The sequence below is a fragment of the Pseudomonas sp. MWU13-3659 genome, assembly GCF_023757525.1.
In the GTDB taxonomy this organism is placed as follows: Bacteria; Pseudomonadota; Gammaproteobacteria; order Pseudomonadales; family Pseudomonadaceae; genus Aquipseudomonas; species Aquipseudomonas entomophila_E.
The window spans coordinates 1-12920 of the sequence record NZ_JAMSHW010000017.1; the positions used below are offsets into that span (position 1 = coordinate 1).

The 12920-nt window shown below is 62.2% G+C and carries 14 protein-coding genes; 13 read left to right on the forward strand and 1 reads right to left on the reverse strand.

What is annotated here, in order from left to right; translation table 11 throughout:
* From NGM28_RS28705 to NGM28_RS19625, 5 genes are all read left to right on the forward strand, one after another.
* The coding region (locus NGM28_RS28705; RefSeq protein ID WP_286089037.1) for a hypothetical protein at positions 1-184 on the forward strand (184 nt) is incomplete at its 5' end.
* A 105-nt stretch (positions 185-289) separates the two neighbouring features.
* Positions 290-1732, forward strand: coding sequence for an aminotransferase-like domain-containing protein (locus NGM28_RS19610; RefSeq protein ID WP_213657603.1), 1443 nt, complete (start codon positions 290-292; stop codon positions 1730-1732).
* A 61-nt stretch (positions 1733-1793) separates the two neighbouring features.
* The gene (locus NGM28_RS19615) at positions 1794-2249 is read left to right on the forward strand and encodes a hypothetical protein (RefSeq protein WP_240065645.1); all 456 of its coding nucleotides are present in this window, start codon (positions 1794-1796) and stop codon (positions 2247-2249) included.
* 107 nt (positions 2250-2356) lie between these two features.
* Positions 2357-2611: a YkgJ family cysteine cluster protein gene (locus NGM28_RS19620; RefSeq protein WP_240065646.1), complete on the forward strand. Its 255-nt coding sequence runs from the start codon at positions 2357-2359 to the stop codon at positions 2609-2611.
* A gap of 33 nt (positions 2612-2644) precedes the next feature.
* Positions 2645-3250 carry an START domain-containing protein gene (locus NGM28_RS19625; RefSeq protein WP_240065647.1) on the forward strand — a complete coding sequence of 202 codons (606 nt, stop codon included), beginning with the start codon at positions 2645-2647 and terminating at the stop codon, positions 3248-3250.
* A gap of 124 nt (positions 3251-3374) precedes the next feature.
* Here the strand turns inward: NGM28_RS19625 and ppsR are convergent, their stop codons facing one another.
* The gene (gene ppsR, locus NGM28_RS19630) at positions 3375-4193 is read right to left on the reverse strand and encodes a posphoenolpyruvate synthetase regulatory kinase/phosphorylase PpsR (RefSeq protein WP_240065648.1); all 819 of its coding nucleotides are present in this window, start codon (positions 4191-4193) and stop codon (positions 3375-3377) included.
* 181 nt (positions 4194-4374) lie between these two features.
* On the opposite strand from ppsR, the gene ppsA reads away from it, so the two are divergent.
* From ppsA to NGM28_RS19670, 8 genes are all read left to right on the forward strand, one after another.
* The gene (gene ppsA / locus NGM28_RS19635; RefSeq protein WP_252091166.1) at positions 4375-6750 is read left to right on the forward strand and encodes a phosphoenolpyruvate synthase; all 2376 of its coding nucleotides are present in this window, start codon (positions 4375-4377) and stop codon (positions 6748-6750) included.
* A 159-nt stretch (positions 6751-6909) separates the two neighbouring features.
* Complete coding sequence (locus NGM28_RS19640; RefSeq protein WP_240065650.1) at positions 6910-7902, forward strand: alpha/beta fold hydrolase; 993 nt, start codon at positions 6910-6912, stop codon at positions 7900-7902.
* A 295-nt stretch (positions 7903-8197) separates the two neighbouring features.
* Positions 8198-8689: a ribonuclease E activity regulator RraA gene (rraA, locus tag NGM28_RS19645; protein ID WP_240065651.1), complete on the forward strand. Its 492-nt coding sequence runs from the start codon at positions 8198-8200 to the stop codon at positions 8687-8689.
* A gap of 27 nt (positions 8690-8716) precedes the next feature.
* Positions 8717-9712, forward strand: coding sequence for a divalent cation transporter CmaX (cmaX, locus tag NGM28_RS19650; protein ID WP_252091167.1), 996 nt, complete (start codon positions 8717-8719; stop codon positions 9710-9712).
* Between the two features lie 117 nt (positions 9713-9829).
* Positions 9830-10093: a CrfX protein gene (locus tag NGM28_RS19655; RefSeq protein ID WP_252091168.1), complete on the forward strand. Its 264-nt coding sequence runs from the start codon at positions 9830-9832 to the stop codon at positions 10091-10093.
* 2 nt (positions 10094-10095) lie between these two features.
* Positions 10096-10920 carry a mechanosensitive ion channel family protein gene (locus NGM28_RS19660; RefSeq protein ID WP_240065653.1) on the forward strand — a complete coding sequence of 275 codons (825 nt, stop codon included), beginning with the start codon at positions 10096-10098 and terminating at the stop codon, positions 10918-10920.
* A 113-nt stretch (positions 10921-11033) separates the two neighbouring features.
* Positions 11034-11600 (forward strand): RNA polymerase sigma factor SigX, encoded by a 567-nt coding sequence (gene sigX, locus NGM28_RS19665; RefSeq protein ID WP_044487874.1) that lies wholly within the window; start codon positions 11034-11036, stop codon positions 11598-11600.
* A 110-nt stretch (positions 11601-11710) separates the two neighbouring features.
* Entirely contained in the window at positions 11711-12751 is a 1041-nt protein-coding gene (locus NGM28_RS19670; protein WP_213660267.1) for an OmpA family protein, read from the forward strand.
* Positions 12752-12920 lie beyond the last annotated feature (169 nt).

Sequence of the window (12920 nt, forward strand, 5' to 3'; positions counted from 1 at the left end):
CGCTGACCGTGCGGCTAACCTCTTGATCGCCAAAGCCAAAGCCAAAGCCAAAGCCAAAGCCAAAGCCAAAGCCAAAGCCAAAGCCAAAGCCAAAGCCAAAGCCAAAGCCAAAGCCATTTTGCGCGTTCGTCGGCGCTTCGACGCAGTCGAGCGCTTTTTCACTGTCACGCAACTGTATTGTTGACTATTCTCCGATCTGTCCCAGTACACTTCTCAACTGTTACGGTATTCTGGCTCCGCAGTGAGTCGCACAAGAACAACGATCCCGTCCGCGCTTCGAGAACACGCCATGACCAATCTGCTGCTGTACCAGCGCATTGCCCAGCAACTGGCCGATGATATCCGGCGTGGTGTCTACCAGCCCGGCGAGCGCGTGCCTTCGGTGCGCAAGATGAGCGCGCAGCTCAATGTCAGCCATGCCACCGTGCTGCAGGCCTATGCCAACCTCGAGGATCAGGGCCTGATTCGGGCGCGGCCGCAGTCGGGCTACTACGTGCACCAGACCCCGGCATTGACCGCCCAGACTCCGGACATCGCCCGGGTCGAACGCCCAGGGCTGGTCACGCGCGCCAGCATCATCCAGCAGGTCCTGGTCGAGGCGCGTCGTGATGGCGTGTTCCCCTTCGGTGCGGCGGTTCCCCATGTGGACTACCTGCCGGTGCGCGCCCTGCACCAGCAACTGGCCAAGGTCACCCGGTTCCATAGTCCGCGGGCCTTCAGCTACATGTTCAGCCCAGGTTTCGAACCCTTGCGTCGGCAGATTGCGATACGCATGCGCGACGCAGGCGTGCTGGTCGACCCGCGTGAGGTGGTGGTCACTCACGGCTGTGTCGATGCCTTGCAGATGTCGTTGCGAGTGCTGACCCGGCCAGGTGACCTGATCGCTGCGGAATCACCCACCTACTATGGGCTGTTGCAGCTTGCCGACCTGCTGGGATTGAAGGTCATCGAGATCCCAAGCGACCCTTCCACGGGTATCAGCCTCGAAGCTTTGCAACTGGCGGCCAACCAATGGTCGATCAAGGCATTGGTCCTGACCGCTCGCCTCAGTAATCCTCTGGGCGGCACCATTCCGGAAGAGCGTCAGAAGCAACTGCTGCGCCTGGCGTCAGACTTCGATATCCAGATCGTCGAAGACGATATCTATGGCGAGTTGATGTTCGAGCAAGGCCGGACCAAGGCACTCAAGGCGTTCGATCGCCTGGACCGGGTGATCTACTGTTCGAGTTTTTCCAAGACCCTTTCACCGGGTGTGCGGGTTGGCTGGATGATTGCTGGGCGATACCAGGATGAAATTCAGCGCTTGCAGACCTTCACCACGCATTCGGCCTGCAGCGTGACCCAGATGGGTGTGGCGGCGTATCTGGAGAACGGTGGCTATGATCGCCATCTGCGCTTCATCCGCCAGGAATACCGTAAGAACCTGAGTGCCTATCAGTTGGCCGTGCAGCAGCACTTCCCGGAAGGTACGCAGATGACTCGACCAACGGGGGGGTTCATTCTCTGGGTCAGTCTGCCTGGGCGGGTCAACACGCAAGAACTGCATGTCCGAGCGCTGGAGCAGGGAATCAGCATTGCGCCGGGTCTGATCTTCAGCAACACCGAGCAGTTCAACCACTGTATTCGCCTCAATTGCGGCTTCCCTTGGAATAAAGAGGCCGAGCGTGCGGTGGTTGCATTGGGGTTGCTGGCCAGTCAATTGTGCAGGGAATCGACGGCCTCACTTTTGTAGGCTTGTCAGGCGCGCGTGGAACAGGGAGCATACGCGCTTTTCCAGCCTGTTCCCGATACCTATGAAAGCGCTTCGACCGTTTGCCCTCATCCTGTGCTGTGTAGTGCCCTGGTTGTCAGTGGGTATGGCCCAGGCTGCGGAGCCTGCGGCCAAGGCGCAGGCTGCAACAGGCAAGGCCGCCAAGCCGGCAAAACCTGCTGCGAAGCCCAAGTCCAAGCCCAAAATGAAGGCGAAGCCAGTCAGCAAGGCCGTCGCCAAGCCTCTAGCTGCACCCAAGCTGGACCTGAGCCTGCCGGCCGACATGGTTCGGCATCTCAAGCCGGATGTCGGCGATGTGCCACCGCCGCGCAAGGCGTTGCTGCCGTCCATGTTTCCGGCCAAGCCCAAGGCCGAGTCTGACGACAGCCCGTTCCAGCTCAATGGCCGGTTGATCAGCAACGAAATGCAATTGCAGCTTCGCAACGATGCGCGCCATGACGTGGAGGGTGCCGCAATCGATTTCGAATTTCGCAACTGACTGCCGGGTCACGGGTGAATTCATCCGTTCGGCAATTTCAAACGTATGTTTGAGCGGTTAGTATCCAGGGACGTTCGTCCCGCTTTGCTCCTGGGAGTCCTGTTGTCATGAAATGCCGCGAGGGCTGCGGTGCCTGCTGCATCGCCCCGTCCATCAGTTCGCCGATCCCCGGTATGCCAGAAGGCAAGCCGGCGGGCGAGCGCTGCCTGCACTTGAATGTCGAAAACCTCTGCGAGCTGTTCGGCAGGCCCGAGCGGCCCAAGGTGTGTGGCGGTTTCAAGGCGGAAGTGGATGTCTGTGGCAATGATCGTGACGATGCCATCCGCATCATCGGGTGGCTGGAGCAGATGACGGCGGCGTGACAGGTTGGATCTTCGACAACAAGGAACAAGATGATGAGATCGATCAAGCGTATTGCTCTGCTGTGTGGCATGGGTGTCCTGCTGGCGCCGACGGCCTGGGCCGAGAACTGGCAGGTGGCCAAGGACGAGGAGGGCATCAAGGTGTCGCTGAGCGAAGTGCCGGGCTCCAATTACAAGGCTTACCGTGGCGTGACCGTGATCAAGGCGCCGTTGGCCAAGGTCAGGGCGTTGCAGGAGGATGTGGCGGGGGCCTGTGCCTGGATTCACGAGTGCAAGTCGCAGAAGCTGCTCAAGCAGGAAGGCGACCAGAGCTGGACCTACACCCAGTTCAACACGCCATGGCCGGTGACGCCGCGTGACTCGATCCTGCACGTGACCACGGTCCAGGAAGCTGACGGCAGCCTCACGCGCAAGCTCGAGGAACAGCCTAAATACCTGCCCGAGACCGATGGTTTCGTGCGGGTGGCCCAGGTGCAGGGCTTCTGGAAGCTGGTGCCCAAGGGTGACAGTACCGAGGTGACCTACCAGGTGCACACCGAACCGGGCGGGAGCGTGCCGGCGATGGTGGCCAACAAGTTCGTGGTGGATGCGCCGTTCAATACCCTCAAAGCGTTGCGCGCTAAAGCCGAGAGGCCGTGATGGCTCCGCAGCTCGTGCCAGGCCTGTAGGAGCCGGCCTTGCCGGCGAACAGCGGCATGGCCGGTGCCATTCACCGCGTCGCCTGGTTCGCCGGCCGGGCCGGCTCCTACGGCGGTCGTATTACCTACTTGAATCTGCGTTCCACGCCTTTCTCCACGAGGATCTTCGCCGAAATCTCCTCCACCGAAAAATGCGTGGAGTTGATGTTGGGAATGTTCTCCTTGCGGAACAGGCTTTCCACCTCGCGCACCTCGAACTCGCACTGGGCAAAGCTCGAATAGCGGCTGTTGGGCTTGCGCTCGTGGCGGATGGCGGTCAGGCGGTCGGGGTCGATGGTCAGGCCAAACAGCTTGCTGTGGTGCTTCTTCAGCACCGCCGGCAGTTGCAGGCGCTCCATGTCGTCCTCGGTCAGCGGGTAGTTGGCGGCGCGGATGCCGAACTGCATGGCCATGTACAGGCAGGTCGGGGTCTTGCCGCAGCGCGACACGCCCACCAGGATCAGGTCGGCCTTGTCGTAGTAGTGGGTGCGCGCGCCGTCGTCGTTGTCGAGGGCGAAGTTGACCGCCTCGATGCGCTCCATGTAGTTCGAGTTGCCGCCGATCGAGTGGGATTTACCCACGGAATAAGACGAATGGGCGGTCAATTCCTGCTCGAGCGGGGATAAAAACGTCGAGAAGATGTCGATCATGAAGCCATTGGACGTGGCCATGACCTCACGGATGTCCTGGTTGACGATGGTGTCGAAGATGATTGGGCGCACCCCGTCGCGCTCGGCCGCGGCGTTGATCTGCTGGACCATGGCGCGAGCCTTGTCCAGCGTATCGATGTAGGGGCGCGTGAATTTGTTGAACGGAATGCTCTCGAATTGTGCGAGCAGGCTCTGGCCCAGCGTTTCTGCGGTGATGCCGGTACCGTCGGAGATGAAGAACGCAGTTCGTTTCATTTGCACCTGGGGCCTTAAGCTGCCGAATATTTCTGGATATGATAGGTTCGGTTTGCCGAACAGGGTCGTTTGGCATTCTCACTTATTTTCCAGGTCCAGGCCACAAGCGTCCCGGCCCAGTCGCACAACCGGCAGGCGGGCGCCCTTGAGCTTTTCCAATACAGTTAGTGGAGAGATCACCTTGGTAGAGTACGTAGTTTCCCTCGATAAGCTCGGCGTCCATGATGTGGAGCATGTGGGGGGCAAGAACGCATCCCTCGGCGAGATGATCAGCAACCTCGCCGGTGCCGGCGTGTCGGTGCCGGGCGGCTTTGCCACTACGGCCCAGGCGTACCGCGACTTTCTCGAGCAGAGTGGCCTGAACGACCGCATCCATGCGGCGCTCGACGCCCTGGATGTGGACGACATCAACGCCCTGGCCAAGACCGGCGCACAGATCCGCCAGTGGGTGATGGAAGCCGAATTCCCGGCGCGCCTGGATTCGGAAATCCGTACGGCCTTCGCTGAAATGGCCGCTGGCAATGACAACATGGCCGTGGCCGTGCGTTCCTCGGCCACCGCCGAAGACCTGCCGGACGCCTCCTTCGCCGGCCAGCAGGAGACCTTCCTCAACATCCGCGGCGTCGACAACGTCATCCGCGCCGCCAAGGAAGTCTTCGCCTCGCTGTTCAACGACCGCGCCATCGCCTACCGCGTGCACCAGGGCTTCGACCACAAGCTGGTCGCCCTGTCCGCTGGCGTGCAGCGCATGGTCCGCTCCGAAACCGGCACCGCCGGCGTGATGTTCACCCTCGATACCGAATCGGGCTTCCGCGACGTGGTCTTCATCACCGGTGCCTACGGCCTGGGTGAAACCGTCGTGCAGGGCGCGGTCAACCCTGACGAATTCTATGTCCACAAGCAGACGCTGCAGGCCGGTCGCCCGGCGATTCTGCGCCGCAACCTGGGCAGCAAGGCGATCAAGATGGTCTACGGCGACGAAGCCAAGGCCGGCCGTTCGGTCAAGACCGTCGAAGTCGACCGTGCTGATCGCGCGCGCTTCTGCCTGAGCGACGCCGAAGTCAACGAACTGGCCAAGCAGGCCATGATCATCGAGCAGCACTATCAGCGCCCGATGGACATCGAGTGGGCCAAGGACGGTGACGACGGCAAACTGTACATCGTCCAGGCCCGCCCCGAGACCGTGAAGAGCCGCTCCAGCGCCAATGTCATGGAGCGCTACCTGCTTAAGGAAAAGGGCACCGTGCTGGTCGAAGGCCGGGCCATCGGCCAACGCATCGGCGCCGGCAAGGTCCGCGTGATCCACGACGTCTCGGAAATGGACAAGGTCCAGCCGGGCGACGTGCTGGTCTCGGACATGACCGACCCGGACTGGGAGCCGGTGATGAAACGCGCCAGCGCCATCGTCACCAACCGCGGCGGCCGTACCTGCCACGCGGCGATCATCGCGCGTGAACTGGGCATCCCGGCAGTCGTCGGTTGCGGCAACGCCACCCAGGTGCTGAAGGACGGCCAGGGCGTCACCGTCTCCTGCGCCGAAGGCGACACCGGCTTCATCTTCGAAGGCGAGCTGGGCTTCGACATCAAGCAGAACTCCGTGGACGCCATGCCCGAACTGTCGTTCAAGATCATGATGAACGTCGGCAACCCGGACCGCGCCTTTGACTTCGCCCAGCTGCCCAACGCCGGTGTCGGCCTGGCACGCCTGGAGTTCATCATCAACCGCATGATCGGCGTGCACCCCAAGGCGCTGCTCAACTACGCCGGCCTGCCGCCTGAGCTGAAAGACAGCGTCGACAAGCGCATCGCTGGCTACGACGATCCGGTTGGCTTCTATGTCGAGAAACTGGTCGAGGGCATCAGCACCCTGGCCGCGGCCTTCTACCCGAAAAAGGTCATCGTGCGCCTGTCGGACTTCAAGTCCAACGAGTACGCCAACCTGATCGGCGGCAAGCTGTACGAACCGGAAGAAGAAAACCCGATGCTGGGCTTCCGTGGTGCTTCGCGCTACATCAGCGAGTCGTTCCGTGACTGCTTCGAGCTCGAGTGCCGCGCCCTGAAACGCGTGCGCAACGACATGGGCCTGACCAACGTCGAGATCATGGTGCCGTTCGTGCGCACCCTGGGCGAGGCCAGCCAGGTCGTCGACCTGCTCGCCGAGAACGGCCTGGCCCGCGGCGACAACGGCCTGCGCGTGATCATGATGTGCGAACTGCCGTCCAACGCCATTCTGGCCGAGGAGTTCCTCGAGTACTTCGACGGCTTCTCCATCGGTTCCAACGACCTGACCCAGCTGACCCTGGGCCTGGACCGCGACTCGGGGATCATCGCGCACCTGTTCGACGAACGTAACCCGGCCGTGAAGAAGCTGCTGGCCAACGCCATCCAGGCGTGCAACAAGGCCGGCAAGTACATCGGCATCTGCGGCCAGGGCCCGTCGGATCACCCGGACCTCGCCAAGTGGCTGATGGAGCAGGGTATCGAGAGCGTGTCGTTGAACCCGGACTCGGTGCTCGAAACCTGGTTCTTCCTGGCCGAAGGCCAGGGCGCGGCCTGATGTGATCGGCGGGAGCGCTGCTGCGTTCCCGCTTCGGACCTTGTAGGAGCGGGCTTGCCCCGCGATAGCGCCAGTGCGGACGCCTCGGTCGTCTGGTCTGGCCCGATCGCGGGTCAAGCCCGCTCCTGCATTTCGTTTCCCTTGTATGTTTGTGAGCCCATGCAAAGCAGCAGCACCCTTTTCCCCGTCGCGTTGCTCAGTGCCGAGCGCCGTGGCGACCTCAGCGAAGACGTCTATCGGATCAAGGCCGGCAACAGCCCGGATCCGAGCGTCGAGCTGGCAGTCACCCGTCTGGGGCTGGCTGATCAACGGCGCGCCCAGGGCGTGCCGGTCATTCTGCTACACGGCAGTTTTTCCAACCGACGGTTCTGGTTCTCGCCCAAGGGCATCGGCCTGGGCGCCTTCCTCGCGCGCGCCGGATTCGACGTGTGGGTCCCGGAAATGCGCGGTCACGGCCTGTCGCCACGCAACCGTGACTGGCGGCACAACCGGGTAGCGGACTACGCCCGCTACGACTTGCCGGTGATCGGTGCGTTCGTTCGCGAGCAGACCGGGCAGGCGCCGCACTGGGTCGGGCACTCGTTGGGCGGCATCACGCTGGCTGCGGCTCTGGGCAGCGGATACCTGGAGGCCGGGTTGGTGGCCAGCGCGGCGCTCTTCGGCACCCAGGTCAGCCGAGTCTACTGGCCGCTGAAGGTGCCACCGGTGGAGTGGGGGGCGCGCCTGTTGCTCAAGCGTTTTGCGCAGATTTCCGGCTCGCGCCTCAAGCGTGGCCCGGAAGACGAGCCTATCGGCCTGGCCTTGGAAAGCCTGCGCTGGAATGGCCTGTTCGGTCGCTTCGGTGACAAGGAGCAGGACTGGTGGGCGGGGCTGACGGACGTCGAGGTGCCGCTGCTGGCGGTGGCCGGCGCGGCGGACTTCCAGGACCCGGTGTGGGCCTGCCGCAAGCTGTTCGAGCAGTTCGGCGGCGACAGCAAGCAGTTCCTGCGCCTGGGGCGCGAGGAGGGCTTCGAGGCCTTCGGGCATGTCGACATGCTGGTCAGCAAGGCGGCGCAGGCGCAGGTGTGGCCGCTGGTGGAACGCTGGTTGAGGGATCCGCAGGTCGCGGTGCATGCCTCGACGGTGGCGGCGGAGCCGGTACCGGTCAGCTAACCGTTTGCGCCTGTGCTGAACGTTGCGCCGTGCCTGTAGGAGCCGGCCTTGCCGGCGAATGGGCCAGAGCAGTCAGCACAAGACAGTTGCTCCCATGCCTGGCCCGGCTTTGCCGGGCATCGCCAGCAAGGCTGGCTCCTACAGGTTGCGGTGCTGCTGTGGGTGCGGGGTCACCCGCGAAGAGGTCGGAACAGGCACTGACAAACTGACTGAGCGGTCTCGGATGACTGCCATGCCGTCCAAGGTGTAGCCTTGATGCCACTTTCGCTTTCGTTGTGACTGACAGGAGTTTCCCATGCAGCATTACGTAACGCCCGATCTGTGCGACGCCTACCCGGACCTGGTCCAGGTGCTCGAACCCATGTTCAGCAACTTCGGTGGCCGCGACTCCTTCGGCGGCCAGATCGTCACCATCAAGTGCTTCGAGGACAACTCGCTGGTCAAGGAGCAAGTCGATCTCGATGGCAAGGGCAAGGTCCTGGTGGTCGATGGCGGCGGTTCGCTGCGCCGCGCGCTGCTGGGCGACATGCTTGCAGAGAAAGCCGCGAAGAACGGCTGGGAAGGCCTGGTGATCTACGGCTGCGTGCGTGACGTCGATGTGCTGGTGCAGACCGATGTCGGCGTGCAGGCCCTGGCCAGCCACCCGATGAAGACCGACAAGCGCGGCATCGGCGACCTCAACGTCGTGGTCACGTTTGCCGGCGTGACGTTCCGCCCAGGCGAGTACGTGTACGCCGACAACAATGGTGTGATCGTCTCGCCAAGCCCGCTGAAAATGCCGGAGTGACGCGCCGCGGGCGCTGATGGAGCTTTGATGTTCGAGGAAGACAACGCGCAGTGGGGCCTGGTGCATGCCCTGGTGCTCGATGGCAAGGGTGGTGCGCGCTCGATCGCCCGGACCGAGCTGGACGATCTGCAGTTGGATGCTCATGAGAGCCTGTGGCTGCATTGGGATCGCAGCCACCCCCAGACCCGCACCTGGCTGCTGCAGGACAGTGGCCTGAGCGAGTTCGCCTGCGACCTGCTGCTGGAAGAAAACACCCGTCCGCGCTTGCTGCAGTTGGCCAACGAGCAGATGTTGTTGTTCCTGCGCGGGGTCAACCTCAACCCGGGCGCGGAGCCTGAAGACATGGTGTCGGTGCGCATCTTCGCCGAGGCGCGCCGGGTCATCTCGCTGCGCCTGCGCCCTTTGCGCGCCAGTGACGAAATACTGCAACAGCTGGACGAGGGCAGGGGGCCGAAATCGGCCTCCGAGCTGCTCCTGCTGATGGGTGAGCTGCTCACGGAAAAGGTCCAGGCACTGGTCAGCGAGCTGTCGGAAGCCGTCGATCTCGAGGAAGAGAAGGTGGAATCCGACGAACGGTATACGCCGGAACAGGGCAGCCTTCAGCAGATACGTCGTCGCGCCGCCGGCCTGCGCCGTTTCCTCGCCCCGCAACGGGATATCTACGCCCAGTTGTCGCGCAACAAGTGCAGCTGGTTCGCCGACCCCGACGCGGACTACTGGAACGAGCTGAACAACAGCCTGATCCGCTACCTGGAAGAGCTGGAACTGGCCCGCGAGCGCGCCGCCCTGGTGCTGGAGAGTGAGGATCGGCGGCGCAGCGAGCGGATGAACCGGACCATGTACCGCTTCGGCATCATCACCTGCATCTTCCTGCCGATGAGCTTCGTCACCGGGCTGCTGGGCATCAATGTTGGCGGTATTCCGGGCTCCAGCAGCCCCTACGGCTTCCTGTTCGCCAGCCTGATCGTGCTGGGGTTGGCGGTGGGGCAGTGGCTGTTGTTCCGAAGGCTGAGGTGGGTGTGATGCGTTTCATCACAGGGCAAGCCGGGTGTAAATCTCATTTTGAAACATTCGTCCCACATTCATGTGTGACCCATCGCGCGGCGCCCTCGTCTTTGACTCACATTGCGCGAGGTGCCCATGCACGATCCGTTTGAAGAATCCCTGCGCGACCTGCTCAAGGGGTCGCCGTCCGGCCAGGACCGTGACGACGCCGCCTGCCTGGGTCGCGTGCTCAAGACCGCCAACCGCCAGGTCGGCGCGGGTGATCTGTTCAGCCTGCTTGGCCGTTGGAGCCAGGCGCTGCTGATCGCCGTGAACAATGGCTCGGCGCATGTCGCGCCGGTCCGTCGCAACTCTACCCGCAACGCTGCCGCTGGCAGGCACGCAGATAAGGCCGATTGAATATGGAACTCGATCTCTGGACCCAGAGCCTGGTCACCGCCATGACCGCCCTTTGGACCAAGGTGGCGAACTTCATCCCCAACCTGTTCGGCGCGCTGGTCGTGGTGCTGCTCGGCTTCGTAGTGGCCAAGCTGCTCGACACCCTGCTGTCCAAGGTACTCGCCAAATTCGGCCTCGACCGCCTGATGAGCGGTACCGGGCTGACCAAGATGCTGGCCCGGGTCGGCATCCAGGTGCCGATCTCGACGCTGATCGGCAAGATCGTCTATTGGTTCGTGCTGCTGATCTTCCTGGTTTCGGCCGCTGAATCGCTGGGCCTCGAGCGGGTCTCGGCGACGCTGGACATGCTTGCCCTGTACCTGCCGAAGGTGTTCGGCGCGGCGCTGGTGCTGCTGGCCGGCGTGCTGCTGGCTCAGTTGGCCAATGGCCTGGTGCGCGGTGCGGCCGAGGGTATCGGCCTGGAGTACGCCGCGGGTGTCGGGCGTATCGTCCAGGGCCTGGTGATCATCATCAGCATTTCGGTGGCTATCAGTCAGCTTGAGGTCAAGACCGACCTGCTGAACCATGTAATCGTCATCGGCCTCATTACCGTTGGTCTGGCCGTTGCGTTGGCGATGGGCCTGGGCAGCCGGGAAATTGCCGGGCAGATCCTGGCCGGAATCTATGTGCGTGAACTGTATCAAGTAGGCCAGCAGGTGCGTATTGGCGAGGTCGAAGGGCACATCGAGGAAATCGGCACGGTCAAGACGACCCTGCTCACCGATGATGGCGAATTAGTGTCGTTTTCCAATCGCGTGCTGCTTGAACAGCGCGTGAATAGCCGCTAACCGCACAAAAGCTGTTAATGTATGCCGCCGCGAAATCGGCCCAAGGGGGCCGAGCGGCGACATTGACCTGACTGTCGGCCAGATCCGTTTTGAATAAAGTTCATTCGCCGCCCATGCGTTACGACCCCCGGGAGCTCACCGACGAGGAGTTGGTGGCGCGTTCGCATGAGGAGCTGTTTCACGTTACCCGCGCCTATGAGGAACTCATGCGGCGCTACCAGCGGACGCTGTTCAATGTCTGCGCGCGCTACCTGGGGAACGATCGGGATGCCGACGATGTCTGTCAGGAGGTGATGTTGAAGGTGCTGTACGGGCTGAAGAACTTCGAGGGCAAATCGAAGTTCAAGACCTGGCTCTACAGCATCACCTACAACGAATGCATCACCCAGTACCGCAAGGAGCGTCGCAAGCGAAGGTTGATGGATGCCCTGAGCCTGGACCCTGTCGAAGAGGCGTCCGAGGACACGGCACCGAAGCCTGAAGAAAAGGGCGGGCTGGATAAATGGCTGGTGCATGTGAACCCGATCGACCGGGAAATCCTGGTGCTGCGATTTGTCGCAGAGCTGGAATTCCAGGAGATCGCAGACATCATGCACATGGGCCTGAGCGCCACGAAAATGCGCTACAAGCGCGCGCTCGACAAGCTTAGAGAGAAATTTGCAGGCCTGGCTGAAACTTAGTCGGCTGCAAATACCTCTAACCAACCGGCAAGTTCTGCTAGACTAGCCGTCGAGTTGTCCCCCGGATGTTGGTGGGACTGCTTAACTATCACCAGATGGGGATTTAACGGATGAAATTGAAAAACACCTTGGGCTTGGCCATTGGTACTCTCGTAGCCGCTACTTCGCTCGGTGCTCTGGCACAGGGCCAAGGCGCGGTCGAAATCGAAGGCAACGTCACCAAGCAGTTCTACGATAGCGAGCGCAACTTCAAGAACGACGGCACCAACCCTGGTGTTCGCCTCGGTTACTTCCTGACCGACGACGTCTCCCTTGACCTGGGCTACAACGAGACTCACAACGCTCGTGGCGAAGTCTTCAACAAAGACATCAAAGGCTCGAAAACCAAGCTGGACGCCACCTACCACTTCGGTACCGTCGGCGATGCACTGCGTCCGTACGTTTCCGCTGGTTTCGCTCACGAGAGCCTGGGCCAGGCCACTCGTAGCGGCCGTGACCACTCCACCTTCGCCAACGTTGGCGCTGGCGCCAAGTGGTACATCACCGACATGTTCTTCGCCCGTGCCGGCGTCGAAGCCATGTACAACATCGACAACGGCAACACCGAGTGGGGTCCGACCGTTGGTCTGGGTCTGAACTTCGGTGGCAGCGGTGGCCAGAAAGCCGCTCCTGCGCCGGCTCCAGTTGCCGAAGTCTGCTCCGACAGCGACAACGACGGCGTCTGCGACAACGTCGACAAGTGCCCTGACACCCCAGCCAACGTTACCGTTGACGCTGATGGCTGCCCGGCTGTCGCCGAAGTCGTTCGCGTTGAGCTGGACGTCAAGTTCGACTTCGACAAGTCGGTCGTCAAGCCAAACAGCTACGGCGACATCAAGAACCTGGCTGACTTCATGAAGCAGTACCCACAGACCACCACCACCGTGGAAGGTCACACTGACTCCGTCGGCCCAGACGCTTACAACCAGAAGCTGTCCGAGCGTCGTGCCAACGCTGTCAAGCAGGTCCTGACCCAGCAGTACGGCGTAGAATCGAGCCGTGTTAGCTCGGTTGGCTACGGTGAGACCCGTCCGGTCGCCGACAACGCCACCGAAGCTGGCCGCGCCGTCAACCGTCGCGTAGAAGCTCAGGTAGAAGCCCAGGCCAAGTAATTGGTTTGACGCTTCACGAAAAACCCGGCCTCGGCCGGGTTTTTCTTTGCCTGGCGTTCAAGGGCGCCTCCTTCTGCGCTGTCGCACGGGAAACAGGGTTGTCTGTAGGAGCGGCTTAAGCCGCGAAGCAGGCAGCGCGGTGCCTGGTACCCGCTTCGCGGGTGATCGC

What these genes read in the sequence shown, in the direction of transcription:
- NGM28_RS19610 (WP_213657603.1), top strand. Translation starts at nt 290, where the DNA reads ATGACCAATCTGCTGCTGTACCAGCGCATTGCCCAGCAACTGGCCGAT.
- NGM28_RS19615 (WP_240065645.1), top strand. Translation starts at nt 1,794, where the DNA reads ATGAAAGCGCTTCGACCGTTTGCCCTCATCCTGTGCTGTGTAGTGCCC.
- NGM28_RS19620 (WP_240065646.1), top strand. Translation starts at nt 2,357, where the DNA reads ATGAAATGCCGCGAGGGCTGCGGTGCCTGCTGCATCGCCCCGTCCATC.
- NGM28_RS19625 (WP_240065647.1), top strand. Translation starts at nt 2,645, where the DNA reads ATGAGATCGATCAAGCGTATTGCTCTGCTGTGTGGCATGGGTGTCCTG.
- ppsR (WP_240065648.1), bottom strand. Translation starts at nt 4,193, where the DNA reads ATGAAACGAACTGCGTTCTTCATCTCCGACGGTACCGGCATCACCGCA.
- NGM28_RS19640 (WP_240065650.1), top strand. Translation starts at nt 6,910, where the DNA reads ATGCAAAGCAGCAGCACCCTTTTCCCCGTCGCGTTGCTCAGTGCCGAG.
- rraA (WP_240065651.1), top strand. Translation starts at nt 8,198, where the DNA reads ATGCAGCATTACGTAACGCCCGATCTGTGCGACGCCTACCCGGACCTG.
- cmaX (WP_252091167.1), top strand. Translation starts at nt 8,717, where the DNA reads ATGTTCGAGGAAGACAACGCGCAGTGGGGCCTGGTGCATGCCCTGGTG.
- NGM28_RS19655 (WP_252091168.1), top strand. Translation starts at nt 9,830, where the DNA reads ATGCACGATCCGTTTGAAGAATCCCTGCGCGACCTGCTCAAGGGGTCG.
- NGM28_RS19660 (WP_240065653.1), top strand. Translation starts at nt 10,096, where the DNA reads ATGGAACTCGATCTCTGGACCCAGAGCCTGGTCACCGCCATGACCGCC.
- sigX (WP_044487874.1), top strand. Translation starts at nt 11,034, where the DNA reads ATGCGTTACGACCCCCGGGAGCTCACCGACGAGGAGTTGGTGGCGCGT.
- NGM28_RS19670 (WP_213660267.1), top strand. Translation starts at nt 11,711, where the DNA reads ATGAAATTGAAAAACACCTTGGGCTTGGCCATTGGTACTCTCGTAGCC.